At 65.1% G+C, this 26,509-nt stretch carries 27 protein-coding genes and 1 tRNA gene; 11 read left to right on the top strand and 17 right to left on the bottom strand.

What is annotated here, in order from left to right; genetic code table 11:
• The first annotated feature begins 55 nt into the window (after positions 1-55).
• On the top strand, positions 56-1,960 hold the full coding sequence (locus XI04_RS25910; protein WP_173015928.1) for a sensor domain-containing diguanylate cyclase: 1,905 nt from the start codon (positions 56-58) through the stop codon (positions 1,958-1,960).
• Positions 1,961-1,973: 13 nt separating this feature from the next.
• Here the strand turns inward: XI04_RS25910 and XI04_RS25905 are convergent, their stop codons facing one another.
• Both XI04_RS25905 and XI04_RS25900 read right to left on the bottom strand, forming a co-directional pair.
• A complete protein-coding gene (locus XI04_RS25905; RefSeq protein WP_271609230.1) occupies positions 1,974-2,531 on the bottom strand; it encodes an autotransporter outer membrane beta-barrel domain-containing protein in 558 nt (185 codons plus the stop codon).
• On the bottom strand, positions 2,510-5,161 hold the full coding sequence (locus XI04_RS25900) for an autotransporter-associated beta strand repeat-containing protein (RefSeq protein ID WP_271609218.1): 2,652 nt from the start codon (positions 5,159-5,161) through the stop codon (positions 2,510-2,512). Before XI04_RS25900 ends, XI04_RS25905 begins: the two co-directional genes overlap by 22 nt.
• 363 nt (positions 5,162-5,524) lie before the next feature.
• Between XI04_RS25900 and XI04_RS25895 the strand changes: the two genes are divergently transcribed.
• On the top strand, positions 5,525-6,568 hold the full coding sequence (locus XI04_RS25895) for a helix-turn-helix domain-containing protein (RefSeq protein WP_271609217.1): 1,044 nt from the start codon (positions 5,525-5,527) through the stop codon (positions 6,566-6,568).
• A 56-nt stretch (positions 6,569-6,624) separates the two neighbouring features.
• Positions 6,625-7,272: an HAD family hydrolase gene (locus tag XI04_RS25890; protein ID WP_271609216.1), complete on the top strand. Its 648-nt coding sequence runs from the start codon at positions 6,625-6,627 to the stop codon at positions 7,270-7,272.
• A 133-nt stretch (positions 7,273-7,405) separates the two neighbouring features.
• Here the strand turns inward: XI04_RS25890 and XI04_RS25885 are convergent, their stop codons facing one another.
• The 8 genes from XI04_RS25885 to XI04_RS25850 form a co-directional block, all read right to left on the bottom strand.
• Positions 7,406-8,374: an ABC transporter ATP-binding protein gene (locus XI04_RS25885; RefSeq protein ID WP_018316287.1), complete on the bottom strand. Its 969-nt coding sequence runs from the start codon at positions 8,372-8,374 to the stop codon at positions 7,406-7,408.
• The gene (locus XI04_RS25880) at positions 8,371-9,366 is read right to left on the bottom strand and encodes an ABC transporter ATP-binding protein (protein WP_028139905.1); all 996 of its coding nucleotides are present in this window, start codon (positions 9,364-9,366) and stop codon (positions 8,371-8,373) included. Before XI04_RS25880 ends, XI04_RS25885 begins: the two co-directional genes overlap by 4 nt.
• Positions 9,366-10,283, bottom strand: a complete 918-nt coding sequence (locus XI04_RS25875; protein ID WP_028139904.1) for an ABC transporter permease — start codon at positions 10,281-10,283, stop codon at positions 9,366-9,368. The genes XI04_RS25880 and XI04_RS25875 overlap by 1 nt, the downstream gene beginning before the upstream one ends.
• A complete protein-coding gene (locus XI04_RS25870; protein ID WP_152103647.1) occupies positions 10,249-11,208 on the bottom strand; it encodes an ABC transporter permease in 960 nt (319 codons plus the stop codon). Before XI04_RS25870 ends, XI04_RS25875 begins: the two co-directional genes overlap by 35 nt.
• A gap of 29 nt (positions 11,209-11,237) precedes the next feature.
• The gene (locus tag XI04_RS25865; RefSeq protein ID WP_028139903.1) at positions 11,238-13,028 is read right to left on the bottom strand and encodes a peptide ABC transporter substrate-binding protein; all 1,791 of its coding nucleotides are present in this window, start codon (positions 13,026-13,028) and stop codon (positions 11,238-11,240) included.
• A 261-nt stretch (positions 13,029-13,289) separates the two neighbouring features.
• The gene (locus tag XI04_RS25860) at positions 13,290-14,708 is read right to left on the bottom strand and encodes a M20 family metallopeptidase (protein WP_271611354.1); all 1,419 of its coding nucleotides are present in this window, start codon (positions 14,706-14,708) and stop codon (positions 13,290-13,292) included.
• 157 nt (positions 14,709-14,865) lie between these two features.
• Complete coding sequence (locus tag XI04_RS25855) at positions 14,866-15,255, bottom strand: hypothetical protein (RefSeq protein ID WP_049801875.1); 390 nt, start codon at positions 15,253-15,255, stop codon at positions 14,866-14,868.
• Positions 15,252-15,866, bottom strand: a complete 615-nt coding sequence (locus XI04_RS25850) for a hypothetical protein (protein WP_095425137.1) — start codon at positions 15,864-15,866, stop codon at positions 15,252-15,254. The genes XI04_RS25855 and XI04_RS25850 overlap by 4 nt, the downstream gene beginning before the upstream one ends.
• Before the next feature lie 238 nt (positions 15,867-16,104).
• Here XI04_RS25850 and XI04_RS25845 point away from each other — a divergent pair, with 238 nt between their 5' ends.
• From XI04_RS25845 to XI04_RS25835, 3 genes are all read left to right on the top strand, one after another.
• Positions 16,105-17,076, top strand: a complete 972-nt coding sequence (locus XI04_RS25845) for a S1C family serine protease (RefSeq protein ID WP_271592896.1) — start codon at positions 16,105-16,107, stop codon at positions 17,074-17,076.
• Between the two features lie 22 nt (positions 17,077-17,098).
• Positions 17,099-18,169 carry a dienelactone hydrolase family protein gene (locus tag XI04_RS25840; RefSeq protein WP_271609214.1) on the top strand — a complete coding sequence of 357 codons (1,071 nt, stop codon included), beginning with the start codon at positions 17,099-17,101 and terminating at the stop codon, positions 18,167-18,169.
• Between the two features lie 82 nt (positions 18,170-18,251).
• A complete protein-coding gene (locus XI04_RS25835; protein ID WP_008142940.1) occupies positions 18,252-18,458 on the top strand; it encodes a hypothetical protein in 207 nt (68 codons plus the stop codon).
• Positions 18,459-18,539: 81 nt separating this feature from the next.
• Here XI04_RS25835 and XI04_RS25830 read toward each other — a convergent pair whose 3' ends face one another.
• The 5 genes from XI04_RS25830 to XI04_RS25810 all read right to left on the bottom strand — a co-directional run bounded on the left by XI04_RS25830 (position 18,540) and on the right by XI04_RS25810 (position 21,339).
• Positions 18,540-19,196 carry a DsbA family protein gene (locus tag XI04_RS25830; protein ID WP_038948547.1) on the bottom strand — a complete coding sequence of 219 codons (657 nt, stop codon included), beginning with the start codon at positions 19,194-19,196 and terminating at the stop codon, positions 18,540-18,542.
• 87 nt (positions 19,197-19,283) lie between these two features.
• The gene (locus tag XI04_RS25825; RefSeq protein ID WP_271609213.1) at positions 19,284-20,006 is read right to left on the bottom strand and encodes an LrgB family protein; all 723 of its coding nucleotides are present in this window, start codon (positions 20,004-20,006) and stop codon (positions 19,284-19,286) included.
• On the bottom strand, positions 20,003-20,386 hold the full coding sequence (locus tag XI04_RS25820) for a CidA/LrgA family protein (protein ID WP_028139896.1): 384 nt from the start codon (positions 20,384-20,386) through the stop codon (positions 20,003-20,005). The genes XI04_RS25825 and XI04_RS25820 overlap by 4 nt, the downstream gene beginning before the upstream one ends.
• A 44-nt stretch (positions 20,387-20,430) precedes the next feature.
• A complete protein-coding gene (locus tag XI04_RS25815; protein ID WP_028139895.1) occupies positions 20,431-20,907 on the bottom strand; it encodes a PaaI family thioesterase in 477 nt (158 codons plus the stop codon).
• Positions 20,908-20,910: 3 nt separating this feature from the next.
• A complete protein-coding gene (locus XI04_RS25810; protein WP_038948549.1) occupies positions 20,911-21,339 on the bottom strand; it encodes an acyl-CoA thioesterase in 429 nt (142 codons plus the stop codon).
• 104 nt (positions 21,340-21,443) lie between these two features.
• Here XI04_RS25810 and XI04_RS25805 point away from each other — a divergent pair, with 104 nt between their 5' ends.
• Positions 21,444-21,992: a TetR/AcrR family transcriptional regulator gene (locus tag XI04_RS25805; RefSeq protein ID WP_038948550.1), complete on the top strand. Its 549-nt coding sequence runs from the start codon at positions 21,444-21,446 to the stop codon at positions 21,990-21,992.
• A 107-nt stretch (positions 21,993-22,099) separates the two neighbouring features.
• Here the strand turns inward: XI04_RS25805 and XI04_RS25800 are convergent, their stop codons facing one another.
• Positions 22,100-22,600, bottom strand: coding sequence for a hypothetical protein (locus XI04_RS25800; RefSeq protein WP_038948551.1), 501 nt, complete (start codon positions 22,598-22,600; stop codon positions 22,100-22,102).
• Positions 22,601-22,805: 205 nt separating this feature from the next.
• Between XI04_RS25800 and XI04_RS25795 the strand changes: the two genes are divergently transcribed.
• Together XI04_RS25795 and XI04_RS25790 are read left to right on the top strand one after the other, a co-directional pair.
• Positions 22,806-23,090, top strand: coding sequence for a PsiF family protein (locus tag XI04_RS25795; RefSeq protein ID WP_028139891.1), 285 nt, complete (start codon positions 22,806-22,808; stop codon positions 23,088-23,090).
• Positions 23,091-23,192: 102 nt separating this feature from the next.
• A complete protein-coding gene (locus XI04_RS25790; protein ID WP_028139890.1) occupies positions 23,193-24,278 on the top strand; it encodes an AbrB family transcriptional regulator in 1,086 nt (361 codons plus the stop codon).
• A gap of 132 nt (positions 24,279-24,410) precedes the next feature.
• On the opposite strand, the gene XI04_RS25785 is transcribed toward XI04_RS25790, so the two are convergent.
• The gene (locus XI04_RS25785) at positions 24,411-24,950 is read right to left on the bottom strand and encodes a disulfide bond formation protein B (RefSeq protein WP_271609212.1); all 540 of its coding nucleotides are present in this window, start codon (positions 24,948-24,950) and stop codon (positions 24,411-24,413) included.
• Positions 24,951-25,107: 157 nt separating this feature from the next.
• Between XI04_RS25785 and XI04_RS25780 the strand changes: the two genes are divergently transcribed.
• Positions 25,108-25,192, top strand: a tRNA-Leu gene (locus XI04_RS25780).
• A gap of 197 nt (positions 25,193-25,389) precedes the next feature.
• Entirely contained in the window at positions 25,390-25,692 is a 303-nt protein-coding gene (locus XI04_RS25775) for a hypothetical protein (protein ID WP_028139888.1), read from the top strand.
• Positions 25,693-26,509: the final 817 nt, after the last annotated feature.

Here is a 26,509-nt window from a genome sequence, read left to right as displayed (position 1 = left end):
GCAAGAGGCCGTTAAGACGAAAGTGAGAGGTTTGCCCCGATTTGGAGCAAGCCTGATGGTCACGAGCCGCGAATTCGGCAAGACGCGCCTTCCGCTCTGGGCGGCGGGCTTCGTTGGGCTGATCTGCGTGACGATCCTGGGCCTCAGCGCCTGGCGCGAATGGGAAGCTCGCAATGTCGACCTCAGGAACGCCGAGATCGACGTCACCAACCTCGCACATTCACTGATCCAGCACGCGGATGATACGTTCGAGCTGGTCGATACGCTCCTGGTAGGACTGGTCCACCGGCTCGAACTCGACGGGACTGGCCCCGACACGATCACGAAGCTCCAGGCCTATCTGCCGACGCGCAAATCATCGGACCGCATCCGCGGCATCTTCGTCTATGACGCGACGGGCCGGTGGCTTGCCACGACCGAGCGCCTCGACTTTTCCAAGCTCAACAACAGCGACCGGGAATATTTCCAGCGCCACCGCGACTCCACGGAGACGGGCACGCTGATCGGACCGCCCATCAAGAGCCGCTCCGGGGGCCAGTGGATCATCACGGCGTCCCGGCGGATCAATGATCCCGACGGCGGCTTCGCCGGCGTTGCCCTGCTCACGATCGACGTCAGCTATTTCGTCAAATTCTACGAGCGGTTCGACCTAGGGCCGAACGGCTCGGCATCGCTGCTCAACAATGGCGGCATCATGCTGGCACGCAGCCGAGACGAGAGCGGCGCCTTCATCGGACGCGACCTGTCCAATGCGCCCTTGTTCAAAGGCTGGAAAAGCCGCCCCGCCGAAGCGGTCTATTATTTCAAGTCGCCGCTCGATGGCGTGCAGCGCCTGAGCTACTACCAGCGCAGCAGCCGCTATCCCCTGATGGTGCTGGCGAGTAAGTCCCAAGATGACGTGCTGGCTCCCTGGCGACGCGCCGCCGCCACACGCATAACTTTCGTCGTCGGCCTCGTCCTGCTGATCGCGGTGATCGGCTCCTACCTGGTCCGTCAGCTCTGGCAGCGACAGCGCATGGCGCAGGCCCTCGTCGCCAAGGAGGCAAATTTCCGCCTGCTGGCCGAGCAATCCAGCGACATGGTAACCCGGATCGGGCTGGATAACCGGCTGCTCTATGTCTCTCCGTCATGCGTGCGCATCACCGGCTGGACCGCTGAGGAACTGCTGAACACGTCGGCCCTGGCCGGCATTCACGCCGACGACATGGAACGGGTCGCTCAGGCCATCACGGCACTGAAGAACGGCGAGGCCGAGGAAGCGCGGTTCGTCTATCGCCAGCGTCATCGCGAAAAAGGGGAGATCTGGGCGGAGGCGGCGCTGCACGTGACGGTGGCATCGGACAGCGGCGCGATCGACGGCGTCGTCGCGGTCGTGCGCGACATGACCGAGCAGAAGGATCTCCAGGACAAGCTCGCTTCGCTTGCGAGGACCGACGGCCTCACCGGCCTTGCCAACCGGCGCGCATTCGACGAACGCCTTGCCGACGAATGGGCGCGCGCCCGGCGCGACGGCACGCAGCTTTCGCTCCTGCTGATCGACGTCGATCATTTCAAGAAGTTCAACGACCATTACGGACATCTGGCGGGCGACGGGTGCCTGCGCGCGCTGGGCCGGATCCTGTCCACCCAGGCCAGGCGTCCCGCCGACCTCGCGGCGCGCTACGGCGGCGAGGAATTCGCCGTGTTGTTGCCGAACACAGGTCCGGATGGCTGCGTGGAGGTCGCGGAAGCGGTTCGCCAGGCGCTGCACGATCTTGCCATGCTGCATGCGCAGAATCCGCCCTCCCGGTTGGTCACGGTGAGCGTCGGCGCGGCAACCGGACTTCCGTCTCTGACCTCCACGGACTTCAGCACGCTGGTCGCTGCGGCCGACCGCGCGCTCTATGCCGCGAAGGACAGCGGCCGCGATCGGCTGGTGATGTCCGGACAGGTCGTGCCTTGGCCCGCGAAGACCGCGTGACGGGACCCACCGCTCACCAGCCGTAGCGAACGCTGCCCTTGCCGGCGTAGCTGCGGGTGACGCTGGAGAACTCGCCTTCGAACGTGGCGGCCGCCGACCAGCCGTTCAGCCATTTCATCACGACCGAAGCCGTCGTGAGCGCGGCGTCGCGGGCCTGCGCTGCGCCGTTGACGACGAAGCTTGCGACCGGCAACGCCTGAAAGGTTGCGGCGGCCGCACGATCGGGATTGAAATCATGCGCCCAGGCGACACGGCCGCGCAGTGCCAACACGCCGGCCGGCGTGGCGAACGACTTGTCGGTACGCAGGCCGAGCTCGCTGCGGCTGTCGGTCACGCTCTTCGCGGCGTAGTTCAAGGCGAATGCCGATGAGCCGGAGACGACGTGTTCGGCATAGGCTGGCAGGTCGAGCGTCGTGAACTGCATCGCCCCATAAGGCGTGAGGCCGATCCCGCCGATCCATGACCCGACCAGGCGGTAGCCGCCTTCGAGACGACCGGAATACGCATTGGCGTCGAATGCGGCGCGCAGGCGGTCTGCGCCGGCGACCGTCACGGTGCGATCGGTGGTGATGTTCTGCCAGCCATAGGCCAGCGCGGCGGAGACGTAGGCCGCGCCGTTGGCGTGGTAAAGATAGCGCCGGCCTGGAACAGGTCGGAGCGACCGGAGCCGAGACCGTTCACGCCGAAGCTGGTGCCACCGCCGGCAAGCGCGAAGCCGAGCTTCGTGTTCGGCGCGAGCCAATAGTCCGCGCCGACCGCCGTGCCGGCGATGCGGCTCGTGGTGTCATTCGAGCCGTCCGCAGCATTGCCGTCGGTCGATTGCGATCCGCCGAAGCCGGCGGCCCACACGCTCCAGCGCTGCGCAAATCCCTGCGCCGGCGCCTTGGCGAACATGGCGAACGCGTCGGCGCGCTTGCGTGCGGCATAGGCGCTGGCCTGAACGTCTTCGGCAAGTCCAGCCGCACCGTTCGCGGGATCCGGCCCACCCTCGCGCTGCGCGAAGGGATCGGTGAGCAGGCCCATGAACTGGCTCATGGCGCTGAACGTGGTCTGCTGCGCTGCCGTGCCTTGTTCGCCCGAGGCTTGCGTCAAGCTGGCCGCCGTCATGCGGCCATAGATCAGCGGAATGCCGCCGTTGACGTCGAAGGAATTGACCAATGCGTTCGCCACCGCCTGCTGATTGCCGCTCAGGCCGGAATTCGGCGGCGGCACGAAGGCGAGCGACAGGTTGAGATAGGCATTGTTTGCGTCGTAGCTGAGATCGGTCTTGAAGTTCGCCGGGAGATTGCTGCTGGCAACGGTCGAGGCAAAGCTGCCGGAGAGGCCGCCGCCCGCGCTGAGGATGGTGTATTTCTTCTCGATATAGCTGCCGGCCGCAAACACCGCGCTCACACTAGCGCCGCCCAGCGTCGCGCTGCCCGTGACGTTCGCATGGGACGCCGTCGACGGATTGACCTGGACCTGATAGATCGCGCCCGATTGCAGGGCGAGATCGCCGACGATGCTCGTGACGCTGCCGGGCGTGCCGTTGCCGGCCGCAAACGTGCCGCCGCCGGCAATCGCCACCAACAGCGGATCGATCGTGCCCGATCCCATCAGCACGCCACCGGCATTCACGGTGACCGAAGAGGTGCCGGTGATCGTTCCTTCGACGTCGAGCACACCGCCATTCACGGCCGTGGCTCCGGTGTAGCCGTTGTTGCCGAGCAACATGGTGAAGCCGGCCGTCGTCGTCAGGCTCGCGGTCCCGCCGATGCCGTTGAGGACACCTCCGATGGAGGTAATGGGCGCGTTCAGATTGCCGTTGCGGATCGTGCCGCCGTTAAGGCCGACCGCGCCCTGGGTCTGCGTCGTGCCGCCCAGATCGAGCGTGGCACCGCTGTTGACCGCGGTCGTCCCGCCGACGTCGCCCAGCGTGCCGGCGCCGCTCAAGGCCAGCGCGCCGCCATTGACGAAGGTCCCGCCGCTGTAGGTGTTGGCGCCGGTCAGCGTCAGCGTGCCCAGCCCCGTCTTGGTCAGGGATCCCGTGTTGATGATCTGCCCTGACAACGTCGCATTGAAGCCGTTGGTGTCGATCGTGCCGCCGCCGGCCAGCAGCGAGATCGTCCGAGCGGTGCTGAAAGCACTGGTAAATCGCAGCGCGCCGCCGTTGAAATTGACATATTGCCCGAAGCCCAGCGCCGTGAGCGCGGCATCGCTGCCCGCCGCGACCGCCCCGCCCGCCACAACGATGACGTTCGGCCCGATGAAGGCGGTCCCGGCATTGCCGTTGTCAACGATCGGCATGGTGACGAAGGACAGGATCGTGTTGGTGGCCGTATCCATCACGTAAAACCCGAAGCCAGTCGTGATGTAGGCCCGGCTGCCGTCGGGCGTCACGGTCACTCCGATGCCGTTGCTGGACGGGCCGCCGGACAGGGTCACGCTTGCCGTGATGGTGTTCGTCAGGGCATTGATCACCACGAGTTGGTTGGACTGCGTCGTCACATAGATCCGCGACCCGTCCGGGCTGGCCGCGACGCTCAGGGGCAGTCCGGAGACCGAAACCGTCGTCACCACCGATTGCGACGCTGCATCGATCACCGTGACGCTGCCATCGCTTTGATTGGTCACGTAGATCCGGCTTCCGTCCGGAGACGTTGTGATGCCGGAGGGGGAGCTTCCCGCCGCGACCGTGCCGATGACGGTTTTCGACGCGGCGTCGATGATCGAAATGTTCGCGGAGCCCTGGTTGGCGACATAGGCCCGGGTCCCGTCCGGCGAAACGACTACGCCGTAAGGGGCTGCCCCCACCGCGATGGGGGAGCCGACCACGACATTGGTCGCGGTGGAAATCACCGTGACCGAATGGGCCGAGGAGGAGGTCACGTAGAGGCTCGAGCCATCCGGGCTGAGCGCCAATCCCGCCGTCTGTCCGGCGACGGGTATGGTCGCGACAACCGTCCGGCCGACGACGTCGATGACCTCCACCGCGCCGGACATGGCTACGACATAGGCGAAGCGGCCGTCGGCCGAAAACACCGCGCTGTGAGGATATGTGCTCGTTCCGATCGGGGAGCCGATCGGAGCGTTGCTCAGCGTGCCGAACTCGATCACCTGCCCCGGCGTGCTGTTGAGTGCGGTCCAGATGCCGTAATTGTCGATCTGCGCCCTGCTGGCGGAGGTCGAGGCGAGATACGGCAGGACCAGGATGACGAGCATCCCGCAGCTTTTCATTGTCCGGCGACGACGGCAGCTGCGCGGACGTCGTTGCCGACGGCCAGCACCCAAAATTCCCATTGACCCCACGCGGCAACCCCATTTCGACGGCGCGGCCCCGCATGGCGCGCTCGCATTCCAGAGACTGGAGAATCTCTAACAGGACGGCAGGACGGACGATGTGCCCGGCGTCTCAGCGCGACAAAATCCAACTGAATCTCTCGATGGTTGCAAATACACGAACGCACATTCTAGCTCGGCCTCGCTTGCGCCCCGATTTCCGAATGGCTACATCCAGACCCGGCATTGGCTTGCTTAGTTGCATGCGGTCTTTCCGCATCGCGAGGGGACGTGGACGGGACTGCCTTGAACGAAAGCACGGCGGCGGACAATCCCGGGCGCGGTCCGGAGGCGCTCGCGCACTTGCGGGCCATGACGGTCGACATTTGTGAGGTCATTCCGCGCACCGCAGAGGACGATTTCCATGTCACCACGGTGACAAGGATGACCCGCAACGCTTTGCTGATCGACACGCGTGCCACCGACCAGGACTATGACCGCACACCCGCGCACGTCGCCCGCGGCATCATGGATCATTTTCAGATCACCCTCTGCGTCGAGGGCGAGATGCAGTTCAGCTCAGGCCGCCGCGAGGTCACGCTGCGGCCAGGCGACATCGTTCTGATCGACATGGCGCAACCGAACCGGACCGCACTGCGCGCCGCGGGCGGCCGCACCCATCTGATGACGATCGTGCTGCAACGCGCGATGCTGGCGCCGCGGCTCGCCCATCCGGATGCGGCGACGGCAACCTTGCTGCCGTCGGACCACCCCCATGCACGCCTGCTCGCCAGCCATTATGGCGCGCTTGCCCTGTCGTCCGAGCCCGGGACGGATACCGGCACCGGCCATGCCGAAGCCACGGTCGAGGCGATCGCCGATCTCGTGGCGGCCGCCGCGGGCGGGACGGCCGAGATCGTCGCGGGCCTCGAGCGCGCCGAGCGACATCTTTATCTCACGATGATCAAGCGCCGCATCGCGAACAATCTCGAAACCGATGCGCTCACCAGCGAAGAGCTCTGCCGCCACTTCCAGATCTCGCGCGCGACGCTCTACCGGCTGTTCGAGGCCGAGGGCGGGCTTGCGCATTATGTGCGGGAGCAGCGGCTCAATCTCGCGTTTCGGCGCTTGATATCGCCATCCGCGCAGGAGGGCCGGCTGATCGAGCTCGCCGTCGACATGCGCTTCAGCAGCGATTCCACCTTTATTCGCGCATTCCGCCGCAAGTTCGGCCTGACGCCGGGCGAATTGAGGGAATTGGCCGATGCCTGGCTGCGCGAGACCGGAGCGGTGCCTGCCGTCGACACGGTGCTGCATCAACTGGCGCGGCGACGCGCATCGCAGCCCTAGCCAGCACCCGATTTGTCGCCCGCGTTCCGGCGGGATATGACTCACGCCAGGGCCGGATGTTCGGCCAATGCGCGAGCGTCGCCGTGACTGATGCCATCAAGCTCGTCCTCTTCGACATGGACAATGTCCTCTGCGACTACGACAGGGCGACCCGCGTCGCCTATCTGGCGCAGCTTGCGGGGACCAGCAGCGAAGCCGTCCACAACGCGATCTGGGACAGCGGATTCGAGCTGCTCGGCGATTCCGGCGCGCTCGAGGCTGCCGACTATCTGCGAGGTTTTGGCGAACGCATCGGCTATCCGCTCTCGCTCGACGAGTGGGTGGAGGCCCGGCGCCGTTCAATGCAGGCGAATCGCGCGATGCTGGACATCGCCGGCAGCTTGCGAAGAACCGTCGATATCGCCGTCCTGACCAACAATACCACGCTGGTCGCCGACCACATCGACACGCTGCTGCCGGAGTTGCGCCCGCTGTTCGGCTCCCGGATCTACACCTCGGCGCAATTCAAGACGGCCAAGCCGGACCCGCACTGCTATCGCCTCTGCCTCTCCGAGCTCGGCGTGAGGCCGCAGTCCGTCCTGTTCGTCGACGATCTCGCAGCCAACGTCGCCGGCGCGCGAGAGGCGGGCCTGTTCGCGCATCAGCACACGTCCGTGGCGACGTTCAGGCAGGCCCTGTCGGAATATGGCGTGCCTCTCGACTAAGATGGAAGTGCGTAGGGTGGACAAAGGCGCGACAGCGCCGTGCCCACGTCTTCAGAATCGTGGGCACGCTTCCGCCTTCGCTCTTCGAGCTACGGCGGACAAGTCGCTTTGCCCACCCTACGCGTTCATCGCGCTACGCCAGATGGCACGCCACGAAATGCCCGCCCGCGCCTTCCTTCAGCACGGGCGCGCTTTCCGCGCAGCGCGGCTGGGCGATCGGACAGCGGGTGTGGAAGTGGCAACCCGACGGCGGCTTCATCGGGCTCGGCACGTCGCCCTTGAGGCGGATGCGCTCACGCTTGAGTTTTGGATCGGGCACCGGCACCGCCGACAGCAGCGCCCTGGTGTAGGGATGCTGCGGGTTGCGGTAGAGATCGCTCGCTTTCGCCAGCTCGACGATGCGGCCGAGATACATCACCGCGACGCGGTCGGAAATGTGCTCGACCACCGAGAGGTCGTGCGCGACGAAGAGATAAGTGAGGTTCAGCTCGGCCTGGAGGTCTTCCAGCAGATTGATGACCTGGGCCTGGATCGACACGTCGAGTGCCGAGACCGGCTCGTCGCAGACGATCAGCTTTGGCTCGACCGCCAGCGCGCGCGCGATCACGATGCGCTGGCGCTGGCCGCCGGAGAACTCGTGCGGATAGCGCCGCATATGCTCGGCCTTGAGCCCGACCTTGACCAGCAGGCCCGCCACGCGCTCCTCGCGCTCCTTGGCGGAGGTCGCCAGATTATGGATGGTGAAGGCTTCGCCGAGGATCGCGCCGACCGTCATGCGCGGATTGAGCGAGGCGAACGGATCCTGGAACACCAGCTGCATGTTGCGCCGCATCGCGCGCAGATCGTTGCCGCCGAGGCTGCGCACGTCCTGGCCGTCGAAAGTGACCTCGCCGTCGGTCGGCTCTATCAGGCGCAGCACGCAGCGCCCCGTCGTCGACTTGCCGCAGCCGGATTCGCCGACGAGACCTAGCGTCTCGCCGCGATTGACCGAGAACGACACGCCATCGACCGCATAGACGGTGCCGACCTGGCGCGACAGCAGGCCGCCGAGCACGGGGAAGTGCTTCTTCAGGTTGGAGACTTGCAGCAAGGGTTCGCTCATGCCGCGCCTCCCAGATTTGTATCGCCGAGATGACAGGCCATGCGATGGCCGGGTGCGATCTCGCGCAGCAACGGCTCCTTCTCGGTGCAGACGTTCATGGCGAACTTGCAGCGCGGCGCAAAGCGGCAGCCGACCGGCGGATTGATCAGGATCGGCACCGAACCGCCGATCGCCTCGAGCCGCGTCTTGTGCTCGCTGTCGAGATCGATGCGCGGGATCGAGCGGATCAGCCCTTGCGTATAGGGGTGACCGGGATTGCCGAACAGATCGTCGACGAGCGCTTCCTCGACCACCTTGCCGGCATACATCACGACGACGCGCTGCGCGGTTTCGGCGACGACGCCCATGGCATGGGTGATCAGCATCACCGCCATGCCGAAGCGCTCCTTCATGTCCTGGAGCAGATCCAGGATCTGGGCCTGGATGGTGACGTCGAGCGCGGTAGTCGGCTCGTCGGCGATGATCAGCTTCGGCTTGCAGGCGAGCGCCATCGCGATCATCACGCGCTGGCGCATGCCGCCGGAGAACTGGTGCGGATAATTGTGCACGCGACCTTCGGCGTTGGGGATCTGCACCAGCTTCAGCATCTCGATGGTGCGATCGAGCGCCTGCTTCCTGGTCACGGCCTCGTGGCGGCGCAGGCTTTCGGCGATCTGCTCGCCGACGGTGAGCACCGGGTTGAGCGAGGTCATCGGCTCCTGGAAGATGAAGCCGATCTCCTTGGCCCTGATCTCGTCGAGCTCGTTGCTGGTCAGCGGCACGAGATCGCGACCCTCGAAGATGATCTGACCCGCCGCGATGCGGCCCGGCGGCATCGCGATCAGCTTCAGGATCGACATCGCGGTGACGGTTTTGCCGCAGCCGGATTCGCCGACGACGCAGAGCGTCTCGCCCCGGTTGATGGAGATGTCGACGCCGTCGACGGCCTGGAGGATGCCGTCGTCCGTGGAGAAGTGGGTTTTCAGCCCTTTGATTTCGAGCAGCGGCGCCATCAGATCACCCGTCGCGCATCGAGCGCGTCGCGCAGACCGTCGCCGATGAAGTTGATGGCGACCACCGCGATGAAGATCGCGCCGCCCGGAAACAGCGCCCAGTGCGGGCCGATGTCGAGAAAGTCCTTGGCGTCATACAGCAGCCGGCCCCAGGTCGGCGTGTCGGGTGGAAAGCCGAGGCCGAGGAAGGACAGCGTCGATTCCGCGATGATGGCGGCGGCGACGTCGATGGTGCCGGCGATGATCACCGGACCGAGCGCATTGGGCAGGATGTGCTTCACCACCTGCCGCACCGGGCTGGCCCCGAGCGCCCGCGCGGCCTCGACGAACTCCTTCTCGCGGATCGACAGGAACTGGGCGCGCACGAGCCGCGCCACCGGCATCCAGCGCAGCCCCCCGATCACGAGCACGATCAGGATGAAGATGCCGCCCTCCGGACCGAACGCGGCCTTCAGGCCGTCGCGGAAGAGATAGATCAGCAGCAGCAGCAGCGGCAATTGCGGCAGCGACAGGAACAGATCGGTAAGCCACATCAGCCCGTGACCGAGCGCACCGCGCGACATGCCGGCGAGCGCGCCGATCAGCACACCGACGAAGACCGAGACCAGCATCGCGGCGAGGCCGACCGCGAGCGAGATGCGCCCGCCATAGATCATGCGGGCGAGGATGTCCTGCCCGAGATCGTCGGTACCGAAGGGATGCGCCGGCGAGGGCCCCTGCATGCCTGCGACGATGTCGATGTCGTCGATCTTGACGCGCCAGACGAAGGGGCCGAGCACCACTGCCAGGATCAGAACGAGCAGCAGGAACGCGCTGACCACGGCAAGCTTGTGGCGGCTGTAGCGCCGCCACGTCTCGCGCCAGGGCGAGTAGACGCGCCGCTCAGCGGAGGGAGATGCGAGGGTCAAGCCAGCCATAAAGCACGTCCGCGATGAGATTGAACAGCACGACGAGACACGCAAAGACGAAGGTGACGGCCATCACCACCGGCGTGTCGTTGGAAAGGATGGAGGAGATCAGCAGCGAGCCGATGCCGGGAATGCGGAAGATCTGCTCGGTGACGATGGCGCCGCCGAACACCGCGGGCATTTGCAGCGCGATCAACGTCACGACCGGAATCATGGCGTTGCGCATGACATGCTTGACGATGACCTTGGCCTGCCCGAGCCCCTTGGCGCGGGCGGTGGTGACATAGTCGAGCCGGATCACATCAAGCATCGCCGAGCGCACGAAACGCGTCATCGACGCCGCCTGGAACAGGCCGAGCACCGCCACCGGCATGATCGCCTGACGGATCATCTCCAGCACCCAGTGGATGCCGGTGCCCTTGATGTCGGTGGTGTAGACGAACGGCAGCCAGTCCAGCGTGACCGAGAAGATCAGGATGAACAGGATGCCTGTGAAGAACGTCGGCAGCGAGAAGCCGACGAAGGCGAGCGTGTTGGCGATCTGGTCGAACAGCGAATAGGGCTTCGTCGCCGCATAGACGCCGACGGGAATCGCGATCAGCAGCGCCAGGATCTGCGCCGAGCCGATCACGTAGAGCGTGGCCGGCAGGCGCTGGAGGATGAGCGTGTCGACGTTCATCCGGCTGACGAAGGAGAAGCCCCAGTCGCCGTGCAGCATGGCGTTGAGCCAGTGCAGGTAGCGAAGGTGGATCGGGTCGTCGAGGCCGAACTTGGCCCGGAGCGCCGCCTGCACCTCGGGCGGCACGTTCGGATTGGTCGCCAGTTCGGAGAACGGATCGCCGGGCGCAAGCGCGAGCACGACAAACAGCACGACCGAGATTCCGAGCAGGCTCGGAATCGCGATCAGCAGGCGACGCAGGACGTATTGGCTCATGAGGGAAGGCCCCGTCTAGAGTTGGGGGATCATTCCTCGCGGTACCAGTCGAACAGATTGTCGGTTTCGTTGGCCCAGCCGGAAACGACCGGGCGCAGATTGTTGGCCGCCGCCTCGACCTTCAGACGATGCTGCACCGGAATGAACACCGTGTCTTCCCACATCAGATCGTTGGCCTTGATGTAGAGCGCCGCGCGCTTGACCGGGTCCATTTCCATGTCGGCCGCGTTGATCGCGGCGTCATAGTCCTTGTTGACCCAGCGCGGGAAGTTCGTGCCCTGCCACTTGTTCTCCTTGGTCGCGGCGCTGGTGGAGAGGTAGCGGCGCATGTGCTGCGACGGATCCGGCTGGCTGAGCGGGATCTGGAACATCTCGATGTCGGCGTAGAACTTCGGATAGGTGTCGGGGTTGGCGACGTCGGAGGAGAAGAACACCGATGCCACCACCGACTTCAGCTCGACCTCGATGCCGGCCTTCTGACAGGCCTGCTTGACGATGGCCTGGGTCTTCTGGCGCGGACCATTGATCGAGGTCTGGTACAGGATCTTCAGCTTCTTGCCGTCCTTCTCGCGGATGCCGTCGGCACCGGGCTTCCAGCCGGCGTCGTCGAGCATCTTGGCGGCCTTCTCGATGTTGAATTCCCAGGATGTGTTCTTGGAAACAAACTTCTCCGGGCCGTTGAGGAAGTTGGAGGTGGTGCGGCCGGCGCGGCCGTAGATCGCCTTCTTGACGGACTCGCGGTCGACCAGCAGGGACAGCGCCTTGCGCACGACAGGGTCCGAGAACAGCGGATGCTTGGTCTTCATCGACGAACGCTCGCCGTCGACCTCGACGTTCGGGTCGGTGAAATTGAGCGCGATGAATTCGGTGTCGCCGCCCACGGCATACACTGTCTTGCCCTTGCCGCCTTTCTCCAGACGCAGCAGCACGTCATCCTCGACCTGGATGTTCCAGCCGAAATCATATTCGCCGGTCTGGATCACCGCACGCGCGGCCGAGACGGCGTCACCGCCGCCCTTCATCTCGATCGTATCGAAGTAGGGCCGGTTGGCCATGTGATAGTCGGGATTGATCACGCCGCGGATGAGATCGCCCGGCTTGAACTCGACGAATTTGTAGGGACCGGTCCCGACTGGAGAGAGGTTGGTCGGCGCTTCCCGTGACTTGCTGCCCGTGTAGTCGGCAAACAGGTGCTTGGGGAGAATGGTGTTCGGGGCTCCGACAAAGGCGTCCGCCCAGAACGGTGTCGGCTTCGGGAAAGTGATCTTGACCGTGAGATCGTCGATCTTCTCGACAGTGATGTCGCGATAGCTTGCGATGGTCACGGCCGCCGTCGCGGGATCCTTGATATACTGCCAAGTGAAGACAATGTCGTCGGCCGTGAACGGCTTGCCGTCATGCCACTTCACGCCGGGCTTCAGCTTCCACGTCACCGACTTGCCGTCGGCGGCGAGCAGGCCGTTCTGGATCGAGGGAATTTCGGTCGCCAGCACCAGCTTCATGTTGCCGTCCGGATCCCAGCAGGCGAGCGGTTCGTAGAACAGGCGCGAGCCGTCCTGATCCTTGGTGCCGGTGGCGAAATGCGGATTGAGCAAGGTCGGGCCCTGCCACCACAGCAGCTTCAGCGCACCACCGCCGCCACGCTTGGTCGGCTTGTAGGTCGAGGCGCCCTCGGCCATGGCGACGCCGCCGAGCGCGAGGATCTGGTTGGCCAGCGGGGCGGTGAGACCGACCGCGGCCATGCGCGTGATGAAAGCGCGGCGATCCATCCGCCCATCCTTCACCTCGCCGATCATCGAACGCAGTTCTTTATCCAGCATGGTTGTCCCCCGTCTGGTTCCCATAGTGATGAGGACGGCCGTGAAAGCTGGCCGCCCAATTGGCTGGCAGTAGATGGCACACCGAATGGGGGGCGCGTCAACTGGGACCGTGTGTATGCAAACGGTCTTCTGGCTGTCTGTTGGGCAAAACTGCGTTCTGCAGCCCATCCGTTCGGCAATCCAGCATCAAAACATGCTGGATTGCACGCTGCACTGCGGAAAATTTGTTCGCAGCATCAGACGAAGTGTGGAGGCGAAATTCTATGCGACGGACATGTCGAGCGGTGGCTCGACGTGATCCGGCAGCGGGCAGACATACGGCGTCTTGGCCGTCCGCTTCTTCAGGTCGGCCTTGGCCGCCTTGATCAGTTCCGGATCTGTCAGCGCCTCGATGCCGAGACCGGCCATCGCCTTGGCGGCTTGCACCATGGCCTTGTGGGCATGCGGGCTCTTGCCTTGCGCCACCACCTGCCAGGTGTGGAACGGCGTGCCGATTGCAACCGTGGGGGCGTGAACCTGCACGGTCGGCACCACCCAGCTGACGTCGCCGACGTCGGTCGAGCCGACCAGCGGGTTGCGCTTGGCATCGAGCGGGACCAGGAAGTCGGCCAGCGGCCGATCGGTCTGCTCCATGCCGATCGCGTAATAGACCGACGCGATATCCTTGTCGCTCAAGGTCGCGCGGATCTGGCTGGCAAAACCCTTGTCGGCATCGTCGAAATGCGGCGGTCCGAGCTCTTCCATGACCCGGTGCAGCGCCTGCTCCAGCGGCGTGTTCGGCAGGATGTTGGAGACCGCGGAGATGATCTTCATCTCGACCTTGGTCTCGGTCATCAGCGCCGCGCCCTCGGCGATCTTGCTCACACGTCCGACCAGCTCATTCATGCCGGGAAGGTCACGGGCGCGGATCGAATAGCGCACCCGCGCATGGGCCTGGACCACGTTGGGCGCAATGCCGCCGGTGTCGAGCAGCGCGTAATGCACCCGCGCATCGCTCGGCATGTGCTCACGCATGTAGTTCACGCCGACATTCATCAATTCCACCGCATCGAGCGCGGAACGGCCGAGATGCGGCGAGGCCGCGGCATGCGAAGTGCGGCCGGTGAAGATGAAGTCCGCGCGCGTGTTGGCGAGCGACGGCGTCACCGCGACCTCCCAGAAGCTGTGCGGATGCCAGGTGATGGCGATGTCGGCGTCCTCGAACGCGCCGGAGCGCACCATGAAGGCCTTTGCCGCGCCGCCTTCTTCGGCCGGGCAGCCATAATAGCGCACGCGGCCGGGCATCTTGTTTTCGGCAAGCCAGTCCTTCACCGCGGTCGCGGCGAGCAGCGCGGCGGAACCGAGCAGATTGTGACCACAGCCATGGCCGTGCCCGCCGGCTTCGATCGGACGATGCTCGGCGACACCCGCTTCCTGGCTGAGACCGGGCAGCGCGTCATATTCGCCCATGAAGGCGATGATCGGACCGCCCTCGCCCCACTCGCCCATCACCGCGGTCGGAATGCCGGCGACGTTCTCGGTGATGCGGAAACCCTGATGACGCAGCTCGAGGAGATGCTCGGCGGCGGACCGCGCCTCGGTGTAGCACACCTCGGGCATGCCCCACACCTTGTCGCTGAGGTCGATGAAACGCCCCTTGATCGTGTCGACGCCACGCCAGATGTCGCTGCGGTTGTCCATTGCTTCGGTCCGTGATCCCTTGGTCAAACGAAGCGGCAATGGTTAGCAGCTTAGGCAGGGGCCGCCTAGCAGCGGCAGGGACACCAGCCATGCGGCCCGGCAGGGTCTCACAGTGGGGCCCAAGACAGTGCGGCCCAAGGCGGCCGCCCCTACGGCGCTACATTCTCGGCCTCGAGAGCGCGTCTTTGCTTACGAACAGGAGGCGTCGCCGGAAGGCCGTCGGACTCTCGGCAACCAGCACCCCCTTCAGAGATTGTAGACCGCCCGCGAAGAAGGGCTCGCGAAGCCCATTACCGTGAACCTCGGTCCATTCCGGTATCTGTAATCCGTAAACGCGCGCAAGGTGCTCCGCCACGGCCGCCGTATAGGCGTCGTGCACAGCGTCGATGGAAGCGGGTCGTTCTTCGATCGCCTGCTGTCGTGCGTTCGGGTTCATGTAGAACCAATCGAGAAATTCGCGGAGCGACGGATCGAACTTCTGCTCGCCAGCCTGTACGCGGCGAACGACGTCACTCAGCGTTGCGGGCTTCTTGCCGAACAGGTTCATGGTTGGCTCGACGGAGGCATGCGATCACCTTCGGGCCCAGTCTCGAGATTTGAGAAAATCTCCTCGAGACCCAATCGGGTCTTGGGCTGAAGCGCATTCTGCGGATAGAATTTTTCGACCAACGTGAGTGCATCCTGGCTAGTCTTGATACCTATCGCGTGGGCGAGGAGCTTAATGTCGTCAATGTCCGAGTTCGTTTCGACACCGCCGACACGCATCGCGCGGCACTTCATGGCAAACAAGTACTCCGGTCTGGCGGTATAGACGCGCAGGCCCGGCTGATCCTCGGTGGGGTAGGTCTTGAATAGAGCCTTCACGTCAGGATCCGCGTCTCTCTTGCTCAACCACCCCTTCACACCGTCGTTCAACCAGTTTTCGTCCCAGCCGAACTCCTCCGCCATCTCGGTCGCAAGTCGCTTGATGAAATCCTTGTTTCCTTCAAACACCGCATCGACGTCTCCGGTGTTGATCTGACGATTCAAGGTCAGCAGGAGGGCCGATCCGCCGTAGACGACGATTTCGACGGTGCGGCCTGCGGCGAAGGCCCTGCGGCCCAGCTCGGCCAGTGCATTTTCCAAAGTTAGCCGATCGAAATTCTTGTCATCGCTCATGGCTTGTTCCACAGACGGCGAACGATACGCTTGCCACTCTGGGTCGACAACGTCTTTTCGCACGGACACCAGGACCTACAGGGCACGATCGGTCCAGAATTTCTGCATTTCCCGACCGACTGAGGCATGGCGGTCTTTAAAGGCGGGCGTTTGCGGCATAGATTGTCTTTGATTTAGCGCGGCGCTTCTCGTGCGCGAGAGGTGTGTCAAAGCGCCAAGGAAAGACCAGGAGAACTCCATGCCCGCTTTGACCGAATGGAGAGTGCCGCCGGCCAATCAGCCGCGTGCGAGCGACTACGGTTTCGATCTCGACCGCGCGCTCGCGTCCGTCGTCGGCCTGCACGCTATCGTCCCGCCGGACGCCTTCAGCGCCGAGACGCTGGGCACCGAACGCGCCGGCAACGGCGTCGTGATCGATCACGGACTGGTGCTCACCATCGGCTATCTCATCACCGAAGCGGAATCGGTGTGGCTGCACCTCAGCGATGGGCGGGTGGTCGAAGGCCACGCGCTCGGTTTCGATTCCGAAACCGGCTTCGGCCTGGTGCAAGCCCTCGGTGAGCTCGACGTCGAACCGTTGCCGCTCGGCAACTCGGCGGAAACCCGGATCGGCGACCGCGTCGTGGTCGGGGGCGCCGGCGGTCGCACGCGCTCGGTCGCGAGCCAGATCGTGGCCAAGCAGGAATTCGCCGGCTATTGGGAATATCTGCTGGACGAAGCCGTCTTCACCTATCCTGCGCATCCGAACTGGGGCGGCACGGCGCTGCTCAACGAGCGCGGCGAGCTGATCGGCATCGGCTCGCTTCAGCTGGAACGCGAGCGCGACGGCAAGGCCGAGCACGTCAACATGGTCGTGCCGATCGACCTCTTGAAGCCGATCCTGGACGATCTGCGCAAGTTCGGTCGGGTCAACAAGCCGGCGCGGCCCTGGCTCGGGCTCTACTCGACCGAGATCGACAACCGCGTGGTCGTGATCGGGATCTCCCCCAACGGTCCTGCCGCGCGCGCCGAGCTCAAGACCGACGATATCATCCTCGCCGTGAACGGGGACAAGGTCACGAGCCAGACCGCCTTCTACAAGAAAATGTGGGCACTCGGCGCCGCCGGCGTCGACGTGCCGCTGACCGTGCACCACCAAGGCGTCACCTTCGACGTCACGGTGACCTCCACCGATCGCTTCAAGCTCTTGAAGGCGCCGAAGCTGCATTGATCCCACGCTGAAGGAAGCCGCGATGAGCGAGGCCGTGATCGACGACATCGTGGCCGTGCTGCCGCCGCTGCTCAATGCGCTGGAAGCGCTCGGCTTCTTCCAACGCCATCTGCATCCGCCGGCGTTCGCTACCGTGATGAACGCGATCGGCGCACCGGATGAGGCGCTGCAAGCGGCACACGCGGCTAATGGAGAGTGGCCAGAGCAGTTTGCGGGCCTCCGCGAGCGGCTCGATCGCGCCTGCGGCGAGACGCTCGCCGCCTTTGCCGGGATCCGCGAGGTGGAGCGCGGCAATGGCGATCTCGTCGCTGTCTTCCGCGCGCTGCGCCACGTGCCGCGCGCGCAGGAGGCGCTTTATCCCCTGGCGATGCAGTTTCCTCCCGTCAGCAGCTTCTTCCTCAACACCGCCAATCGCGAAAATGCGGATCTGTTGTCGCGGCTCGAAGTCGGCGCGAGCGAAAATACTGGCATCTTCCACGATCACAACGAACCCGGCAGCCGCGGCGGCTTCTCGGTCTATGTGCCTGAGTACTATACGCCCGAACGCGCCATGCCGCTGGTGATGGCGCTGCATGGCGGCAGCGGCAACGGACGCGGTTTCCTGTGGAGCTGGCTGCGCGACACCCGCAGCCTTGGCGCGATCCTGGTGACGCCCACCGCGACCGGTCCGACCTGGGCGCTGATGGGCGACGATGCCGATACGCCCAATCTCATGCGTATCCTCGAAACCGTGCGCAGCCGCTGGAGCATCGACACCTCGCGCATGCTGCTGACCGGCATGAGCGACGGCGGCACCTTCAGCTACGTCAGCGGCCTCGAGGGCGCCTCGCCCTTCACCCATCTGGCGCCGGTCTCCGCAACCTTCCATCCGCTGATGGCGGAGATGGCGGACGCCGCGCGCTTGCAAGGTCTGCCCATCTTCATCACCCACGGCAAGCTCGACTGGATGTTTCCGGTGCAGACCGCGCGCCAGACCCAGGCAGCGCTCGCAGCGGCTGGCGCTGATGTCACCTATCGCGAGATCGACGACCTCAGCCACACCTATCCGCGCGAGATCAACGCGGAGCTGGTGCAGTGGCTGAATGGAAAATGAACAACCTGTCCTTAGATGCGCCGCATGGCCGCGGAACCATCGCGCCGTGCCGACGTTATCGGCGCGTCACCGGAGGTTCGCTATGAGGACGTTTTTTGGAATGATTTTGGGCGCCCTGCTGCTTGCCGGCGGCGTCTACGTCTACGACTCCATGCAGACCTCATCCGTCGCCAATGGCGAGGTCGCGACGAGCAATCGCACCATCGTGAACTGGGATGTCGCGAAGGCCGACTGGGACGCGCTGCGCGACCGCGCGCACAAGGACTGGGTCCGGATCTCGTCGAAGTAACCGACGCCGTATCATGCACGAGGCGCCGTCGCGAACTCCGCGGCGGCGCCTTTGTGTTGGCCGCGACCGACGCTGCGCGCCTCAGTTCATCTTGGCCTTGCGGGCATCGGCGATGACCTGCTCGAACTCGGTCATGCTAAGCACGCCGGGGACGCGGTACTTGCCGACGATGAAGGACGGGGTGCCACTGAAACCGAAGGCTTCGGCCTGCTCGTTGTTGCGCTTGAGCAGCGCGTCGATGTCGCTGCCATGGCCGGCGAGATCGCGCTTCAGGCGGTCCATGTCGACGCCGGCGGCCGCCAGCAGCTCGTTGATGCGCGGCTCGGTCAGGCGCGAGCTGACGCCCATCAAGGCGTCATGGGCCTGATGGTATTTGTCCTGGAATTTTGCCGCGAGAGCGGTCCGCGCCGCCGTCACCGAGACCGGCCCGAGGATCGGCCAATCCTTCATCACCAGCCGCACCTTGCCGTCGTCCTGGACGACCTGGCGCAGCTCGGGCTCGAGCTTGCGGCAATAGGGGCAATTGTAGTCAGACCATTCGACGATGGTGACGTTGCCGTTGGGATTGCCGGCGACGGGCGTGTCGGGATCGCGCAGCACCTTGGCTTCGGTCAGCACCTCGTTGTCGTCGGTCGCCGCACGCGCCGAGGCGCCCGTCAGTGCGAGGGCGCCCGCCCCGATCAGCGTCAGCGCCGCGCGCCGCGTCGGCACAAGGCCCTTAGTCCCAGATCCAGCCATATCTCGTCCCGTTTCGGTCCCATCTCCCTGAATACGGTTCGGGACCGGGAATTGTTACCGATCATATAGAGTGTCGCGGCGACGATGTCATCGCACCAGCAGCGTGACCGCCAGGGGGACCAGGAACGAGGTCACCAAGGCGTTGAGACTCATGGCGATGCCGGAGAAGACGCCGGCAATCTCGTCGACCTGGAACGCGCGCGCGGTGCCGATGCCATGCGCGGCAAGGCCGGCGGCGAAGCCGCGCGCCCGGTAATCGGTGACGCCGGTGCGGTTCATCAGCGGCGTCACGATGATCGCGCCCATGATGCCGGTGAGGATCACCGCCACCGCCGCCAGCGAGGGATCGGCGTGCAGGGATTCGGCGATACCCATGGCGACCCCGGCGGTGACCGATTTCGGCGCCAGCGACAGCACCACGTCGCGCGGCAGGCCGGCAAGCTCGGCCAGCAGCACCACCGACACCACCGCCGTGACCGATCCCGCGAGCAGCGCCACCAGCATCGGCACGATAGATGACACGACGCGCCTGCGGTTCTCATAGAGCGGGACCGCGAGCGCCACGGTGGCAGGCCCGAGCAGGAAGTGCACGAACTGCGCGCCGGCGAAATAGCTCGTATAGGACGTGCCGGTCGCGAGCAGGAACGCGCCGATGATCCACATCGCGTGCAGCACGGGATTGGCGAGCGGATGGCGCCGCGTCGCCAGCGACACCGCATCCGTGGTCGCATAGACCAGCAGCGTCACCGTCAGCCACAGCAGCGGCGACTGCGAGAGATAGACCCAGAGCGAGAACGGATTGTCGCTCATCGCGCGTCCTGCTGCTTCAACAGGCGGCTGACGAGGCGGAAGGTCAGCACCGTCGCGAGCAGCGTGACGACCACGGAGAGCGCAAGCACGAGGACGATGGCGATGCCATGGGAGGCGAGCAGGTCGAGCTTCTGCACGACGCCGACGCCGGCCGGCACGAACAACAGCGACAGATGTGCCAGCAGGCCCTTGCTTGCCGTTTCCACGCCGTCGTTGCGCAGCGGCCCGTATGCAAGCGCTGCGAAGCGATCGCGGGCGAGCAGCAGGATCAGGAGCAGCAGCAGGCCGAGCACAGGTCCCGGCAAGGGTAGCCCGAGGCCGCGCACGACGGCTTCGCCGATCAATTGGCACAGCAGGATGAGGCCGAGACTCGCAAGCATGACCGTCGCATCAAGAGATGCGCCGACAGGCTTGTCAATCGCAGCTATGCATGAGACGTGCGCGGCTCGTGCGAAGCAGCAATGCGCGGCAGCATCGCCATCAACGTCCCGGTCATCGTGGCGATCAGCGTGGTGTTGCCCTCGTGCTCGGCAAACGCCCTGGCCTCGCAGAACGTGAGCGTGCGGCCGGGCTTGACCACCTCCGCCCTGAACACGAACCGTTCGCCGCGAGCGGGTGCCAGCAGGGTCGTCTTGAACTCGACGGTGAGGATGTCAGCCTCCCTTGGCATCAGGGTAAAGGCGGCAACGCCGCAGGCGTTGTCGAGCCCTGCCGTGATGATGCCGGCATGGACAAAACCGTTCTGCTGCGTGAGATCAGGCGAATGCAGCATCGCCAGCTCGGCCTCGCCCGGTGCAAGGCGGACGATCACGATGCCGAGCGTGTGCATCGCCGGCTGGCCGTCGAACATTGCGATCGCCGCCGCGCGATAGCCCGGGTTCTTCGGCTCGAACGCGGCCATGGTTCAGGCCTCGGCCGGATCGGCGAGACGGCGCAGAGCGATCTCCCGGATGGCATCCGCGAACGGCGCCGATTTGCGCTGGCTCCGATCCATGTGCACGCCGGTGATCTCGCAAGTTGCGGCGATCTCGCCGGTCTCGGCATTCGTCATGTCGTGCCGGAAGCGGATCGACTTGTCGCGGACCTCGAGCAGATGGCTGCGGACCTCGACGATGTCGCCGGCGAGCAGCTCGCGCCTGTAGGCGATGTTCTGCTGCACGGCGGCCATGCCGCGGCCGGAGGAGCGCAAATAGCTCGGCGTCAGGCCGAGGCGGGCGAACAGATTCCAGTTGGCTTCGTCGAATTTGCCGACATACCACATGATGTTCATGTGGCCGACATGGTCGCATTGCCACGGATAGACCGTGCCGCGATAGGTCGCCTCCTGCTCTATCGCCATTCCGCCCTCGTTGTTTATTGATCTTGATACGGTAGCGTATCAGGCACGAGACGCGTTAGCAATACGGCACCGTATCAAGAGTTCGAGAGGCTTCTTTCATGAGCGACGGCAAGGGCGATGTCTGGGTCGAGGCGGGGTTTGCCGAGCTCGCCCGCTCGGGGGTCGAGGGTGTCAGGGTCGAGGTGCTCGCCAAGAATCTCGGCGTCACCAAGGGCGGCTTCTATCGCCGCTTCGCCGACCGCGCCGCGCTGCTCGAAGCCATGCTGCAGCGCTGGCGCGAGGGGCGGGCCGCGTCGATCGCGCAGCAGACGCGCCTCGATGGCCAACACCCCCGCGAACGGCTGAAGGCGGTGATCCAGCTCTACTCCGAGCGGCTCAATCCGGAAGCCATGGCGATCGAGCTCGCGATCCGGCAATGGGCCCGCTCCGACGAGAACGCCGCGGCCGCCGTGGCGAGCGTGGACGCAGCGCGGCTCAAGCACGTGGCCGAGCTCTATCGCGCGACCGGGCTTGCGCCCGAGGAGGCCGAGGCGCAGGCCTTCCTGTTCTACTGCTTCATCTTCGGCCAGAGCCTGTTGTTCGTCGAGCGCGGGCCGCGCAAGCGGTCCCAACTGGTGGCGAAATCGGCCGAGAAGCTGCTCAACTAGAGCATGATCCGGAAAAGTGTGCAGCGGTTTTCCGAAAGATCATGCTCAAACTAAAATTTAAGCAGAAAGGCCGGAGCGTTGCTCCGGCCTTCGCATCAGCTCGAAGCTCAGGCGGCGCCCTTCAGCTTCTTGTTGCATTCGCTGTAGTAGCCGCCGCCCTTCTGGATCCACTTCATGCCGCCGTTGCCGTTGGTGGTCTTGTTGGCGTTGTACTGGTCGACGCAGGTGTGCAGGCGCCCCTTGCCCGGGGTCTCCTTGGCATATTTCGGATCGATCGCGTTCGGATAGATCGCGGGTCCCGCCGGCAGGGTCGGCGCGGCGGCCGGGGCCGCCTCCTTCTTGGCCTGCTTCGGCTCGGCGGGAGCGGCGGGCGCAGCCGCGGTCGGTGCGGGAGCAGCCGGTGCTGCAGCAGCCGGCGTTGCATCCGCGCCGCACTGGGCCTTGCGGAAGTCATTCCACTTCATGGTGCCGAGCGAGCCGTCCTTCTTGGCCGCCTGGTATTTGGCGCTGCACTCCTGCGACGTCAGCGCCTGCGCTGGCGACGATACCGCCAACGCAGCAAATCCCGACAACGCAATCGCGCACAGCATTTTCGATTGAATGGTCATCCTCAGGTCTCCTCCTTGGTCTTCCCCCGAGGGGAAGTGAAACAAGACTTGCTATCCTAGCGTGCCGGCCATTTGCGACAAGGAAGCGATGGCTCCCGGCCGCCAAAATATAGTAACGACGCCGTTCAGATTATTCATGTCGCGTTCAGCAACGCGAGCCGACGTTCGCAACCCTTCGCAATTCTCGCCAGAAGAGTGCAACACCATGACCCTCGCCTCTCGCCTCGCCGCTGTCGCCCTCGCCTCCCTGCTCGCCGGCGGCACCGCCTTCGCGCAGACCGCCGCGCCGGCGGCCAAGACCGATACCAAGATCGATGCCGCCGCCACGGCCGACAAGAAAGCCCCGAAGGAGCGTTCGGCCGAGTCGCTCGAATGCTCCAAGCAGGCCGACGCCAAGGGCCTGCACGGCAAGGAGCGCAAGAAATTCCGCTCCGAATGCATCAAGACCGCCAAGGCGGGCACCGCCGCGCCGGCTGCCGACAAGAAGTAGGCCTCCGACACGATCTTCCGCGAGCTTCCAGCGAGAGGCGCGCGCATTGCGGCATGACGAGCCTGCAATTGTGCGCCTCTCGCTGATTTGCGATAAGGTGGCGTGAAGCAAATCGCCGCCTCCCTGTCGTTTGAATGGCCGAGCCGTGCCAAGATCTTGAGCACGGCGGAGACGCTCGTCATCGGCACCGCCGGCGGCCTTGTGTTTCTCCTCGCCGGCCTTCCCGGCGGGCTGATCTCCGGCTCGATGATCGCGGTCGGGATTGCCGCGATCGCCGGGCGCCAGCTCGCGCTGCCGCCGCTCCTGACCCAGACCGTGCTGGTGCTGCTCGGGATTTCGCTGGGCTCGGTGGTCTCGCGCCATCTGCTTCAGCAGGTCGGCACATACCCCCTCACCATCGGGCTGCTTGCACTGGCGACGTTCTGCTCGACCTTCGGCTCGAGCTATTACCTCCAGCGCATCCATGGCTGGGACCGCACCTCGGCCTTCCTGGCCGGCAGCCCCGGCGCGCTGTCGCAGATCACGATCCTGGCGGTCGAGCGCGGCGCCGACCTGCCGGGCATCGCGGTGGTGCAGACCATGCGCGTCATCATCCTCACCGCGGCCTTGCCGATGGTGCTTGCATTTGCGGGCGTCGCCCCCTCCGCCGCGCCGTCGCTGGCGACGACGATCGCCTCGCCGCTCGATCTCGTGGAGCTGGTCGCGGCCTCGCTGGCCATGGCGTTGGTCCTGCGCCTGATCAGGTTTCCGGCGAGCTGGATGTTCGGCGCCATGATCGCCTCCAGCGTGCTGCATGGCGCCGGCTGGGTCGAGGGCGGCCTGCCGGACTGGGTGCGCGGTGTGGCGCTGGTTGGCATCGGCGCGCTGATCGGCAGCCGTTTCGCGCGGATGCGCATCAAGACGCTCGCCGGTCACATCAACGCGGCACTGGGCTCGTTCACGGTCGCGATCGCCGTCTCCGCCGTTTTCGTCGGCATCGTCGCGCTGACCACGCAGGTCAAGTTCTCCGATGTCGTGGTCGCCTTCGCGCCGGGCGCGATGGACGCCATGCTGGCGCTGGCGCTGACCTTGCACATCGACCCGATCTTCGTCGGGGCCCACCACCTGTCGCGTTTCGTGTTCGTGACGATCGCAACGCCGGGCATCGTGCATCTGTTCGGGCGCACGCAGGACGATGTGGATGATTGATGGAGCCGAACTCTCGTAGGGTGGGCAAAGGCGCACTAGCGCCGTGCCCACGTTCTCTTTCGCCCTTATCACTACGAGATGGTGGGCACGGCGCGCGAAGGGCGCGCCTTTGCCCACCCTACGGCGGCTTGCCTAGCCTCTCGCCGTCCGCGCAAATCCCCACGCGGCAATCGCGGCCATCAGCAGCGAGATCAGCACATTATATCCGGCGAGCGAGAGGCCGAGGAAGCGCCACTGCACCTCGTCGCAGCGCACCACCTTCACGCTGTCGAGCTTTGAAAAGAGATCGCCGGCATTGCCGAGATTGACGACGGGACCGGAGCAATCGGTCGGCCCTTTCCAAAAACCCCATTCGACGCCGGAATGGTAGGTGCCGAGGCCGGCATTGGCGAGCGTCGCCAGCGCGAGGATCGCGAGCCCCGCCAGCAGCAGCGGCCGCGGCGCTCCGCTCCGCGCCGCCAGCGCCGTGAGCCCACCGAGCGGAATCGCGAGGTAATAGGCGTAGCGCTGCTCCAGGCAGAGCGGACAGGGCAGGATCTCCAGCACGAGCTGGAAGAACCAGGCGCCCGCGATGGTCGCCGCGGCAATCAGCGTGACGAGCAGCGAGGCAGTGAGCGCAGAGCCGCTGGCAGCCGGCTTGAACGCAGGTATGGCGGCACTCTGGGTCGTCACGGCAGCCTCTTTCCGATAGGTCGCGCCCTTAAGCCTCTAGCCCCGGTCCATGCGGCTGTCGAGAACGGCCGACATCACTTTGGCGCGGGTTGACCCCGCTTTGTCCATGGCTATAGTCCGCCGGCTTCGCGACGCTCCCTTCAAGGGCCGACCGAGGGCCCCTGTGGCGGAACTGGTAGACGCGCTCGACTCAAAATCGAGTTCCGCAAGGAGTGCTGGTTCGATTCCGGCCAGGGGCACCAGCCTTCGCTGCTTCGCAGCTACGGCTGGGCGAGCCGACCTCCGAACCATCGAAGCGAAGCAGTGAAGGCTGTCCCGCCGAAGCCTTGGCGAAGGCGGACTGGGTCAACGAGTCCAAGCTCCGCTCCCCCCACCCTAGCCATCCCCGCATCTCCACTGTATAAACCGGTAGCTTCTTCCGTCACTCGAAGGAGCTCATATGAACGACCTGCACGCGTGGCTTTCGCAGCAACACCACGGTTTGCGGACCTTCCAGACCTTTCAGCAGAAGCTCGAAACGCTCGGCCAGCACGATCCCGCCCAGCGCGGCCTGTGCCGCCTGCTCAGCGGTGTCGTCGGCAGCTATGTCGAGGCCTTTGACGAGGCCCCGCTGCCGGTCGACACTGCCGAAATCGCCTATCGGCGCCTGCTGACGCTGGTCGAAAGCCTCGATCTGCACGGAAATGCCGCCCGCCGGCTCGCCGACATCAACCGCGTGGCGACCTGCGAGTTGTGGCGGTGATCGGCAGGACGAGCGGACCCACCTCAATTTTCAAATAGCAGGACACGCCTCTTCGCCCTCGCGACGCATGACGCCCGAGTCCTGTGCTTCTCTCGACGCCCCTTCCTGAAGAAAGGGCGCAGGGAAGGCCGGGCGCCGGCTGGCACCCGCGGTCCGCTGCGCGCAAATTGCGAAGACAAATGCACAGCGGCATACAGGCAGCCCAGGACATCCCGGCCTTTCCCTGCGCAGTGGTTTGACGGCTTATGGCGCGCTCTCCCCGGGGAGCGATGCACTATTGCCCCCGTCGCCTTGCGGATGGCTGATGCGCACGCCCGGTCGGGCAGCTCACATCACCGCAAGCCTTGACGCACAGACCCCGGGCGTCAGGACGACACGCTTTTGCCGTACGCGGACCGCACCGGTCGTGTGCGCGTTGCTCAACCGCTCACGGGCCAAACCCGCCCTGCGATTGCTGGCGCGCCGATGCGCTCCCCGTCCACCGCCACCCGGCCCGCGCATCGTGACGATCGCGAAACGCCCCTTATCCTTGGGCCAGGATGAGGAACACATACGATATTTCCGAATTTCGGTCAAGCAGAATTTTTGGATCGCGGCCCGGGACCCAGAGGTGACACATTCCAACGCCGCGACATGGGCCCCGGCTCTGCAGCGCACCGCTGAAGTAGCGCTGCGCTGCGTCCGGGGCACGAGAGAGAGAGAGAGAGAGAGGCACGCTCTCTCCCGTCACTGCGAGCGCCTCGTCCGCCGAAGCTCGAAGAGCGAAGGCGGAAGCGAAGCAATCCAGGAATGCATCCGCGGAAGCAGTCTGGATTGC

Origin of the sequence: Bradyrhizobium sp. CCBAU 11430, assembly GCF_028128855.1 — a bacterium.
Classification (GTDB): domain Bacteria; phylum Pseudomonadota; class Alphaproteobacteria; order Rhizobiales; family Xanthobacteraceae; genus Bradyrhizobium; species Bradyrhizobium ottawaense.
The sequence above is the reverse complement of the archived record's forward strand: the minus strand, read 5'-3'. Positions and strand labels throughout refer to the sequence as shown.

Bases quoted from the DNA above. Each gene is read 5' to 3' on its own strand.
- XI04_RS25910 (WP_173015928.1), top strand. From the start codon at position 56: ATGGTCACGAGCCGCGAATTCGGCAAGACGCGCCTTCCGCTCTGGGCG.
- XI04_RS25900 (WP_271609218.1), bottom strand. From the start codon at position 5,161: ATGCTCGTCATCCTGGTCCTGCCGTATCTCGCCTCGACCTCCGCCAGC.
- XI04_RS25890 (WP_271609216.1), top strand. From the start codon at position 6,625: ATGTTCGGCCAATGCGCGAGCGTCGCCGTGACTGATGCCATCAAGCTC.
- XI04_RS25885 (WP_018316287.1), bottom strand. From the start codon at position 8,374: ATGAGCGAACCCTTGCTGCAAGTCTCCAACCTGAAGAAGCACTTCCCC.
- XI04_RS25880 (WP_028139905.1), bottom strand. From the start codon at position 9,366: ATGGCGCCGCTGCTCGAAATCAAAGGGCTGAAAACCCACTTCTCCACG.
- XI04_RS25875 (WP_028139904.1), bottom strand. From the start codon at position 10,283: ATGGCTGGCTTGACCCTCGCATCTCCCTCCGCTGAGCGGCGCGTCTAC.
- XI04_RS25870 (WP_152103647.1), bottom strand. From the start codon at position 11,208: ATGAGCCAATACGTCCTGCGTCGCCTGCTGATCGCGATTCCGAGCCTG.
- XI04_RS25865 (WP_028139903.1), bottom strand. From the start codon at position 13,028: ATGCTGGATAAAGAACTGCGTTCGATGATCGGCGAGGTGAAGGATGGG.
- XI04_RS25860 (WP_271611354.1), bottom strand. From the start codon at position 14,708: ATGGACAACCGCAGCGACATCTGGCGTGGCGTCGACACGATCAAGGGG.
- XI04_RS25855 (WP_049801875.1), bottom strand. From the start codon at position 15,255: ATGAACCTGTTCGGCAAGAAGCCCGCAACGCTGAGTGACGTCGTTCGC.
- XI04_RS25850 (WP_095425137.1), bottom strand. From the start codon at position 15,866: ATGAGCGATGACAAGAATTTCGATCGGCTAACTTTGGAAAATGCACTG.
- XI04_RS25845 (WP_271592896.1), top strand. From the start codon at position 16,105: ATGCCCGCTTTGACCGAATGGAGAGTGCCGCCGGCCAATCAGCCGCGT.
- XI04_RS25840 (WP_271609214.1), top strand. From the start codon at position 17,099: ATGAGCGAGGCCGTGATCGACGACATCGTGGCCGTGCTGCCGCCGCTG.
- XI04_RS25835 (WP_008142940.1), top strand. From the start codon at position 18,252: ATGAGGACGTTTTTTGGAATGATTTTGGGCGCCCTGCTGCTTGCCGGC.
- XI04_RS25830 (WP_038948547.1), bottom strand. From the start codon at position 19,196: ATGGCTGGATCTGGGACTAAGGGCCTTGTGCCGACGCGGCGCGCGGCG.
- XI04_RS25825 (WP_271609213.1), bottom strand. From the start codon at position 20,006: ATGAGCGACAATCCGTTCTCGCTCTGGGTCTATCTCTCGCAGTCGCCG.
- XI04_RS25820 (WP_028139896.1), bottom strand. From the start codon at position 20,386: ATGCTTGCGAGTCTCGGCCTCATCCTGCTGTGCCAATTGATCGGCGAA.
- XI04_RS25815 (WP_028139895.1), bottom strand. From the start codon at position 20,907: ATGGCCGCGTTCGAGCCGAAGAACCCGGGCTATCGCGCGGCGGCGATC.
- XI04_RS25805 (WP_038948550.1), top strand. From the start codon at position 21,444: ATGAGCGACGGCAAGGGCGATGTCTGGGTCGAGGCGGGGTTTGCCGAG.
- XI04_RS25800 (WP_038948551.1), bottom strand. From the start codon at position 22,600: ATGACCATTCAATCGAAAATGCTGTGCGCGATTGCGTTGTCGGGATTT.
- XI04_RS25795 (WP_028139891.1), top strand. From the start codon at position 22,806: ATGACCCTCGCCTCTCGCCTCGCCGCTGTCGCCCTCGCCTCCCTGCTC.
- XI04_RS25775 (WP_028139888.1), top strand. From the start codon at position 25,390: ATGAACGACCTGCACGCGTGGCTTTCGCAGCAACACCACGGTTTGCGG.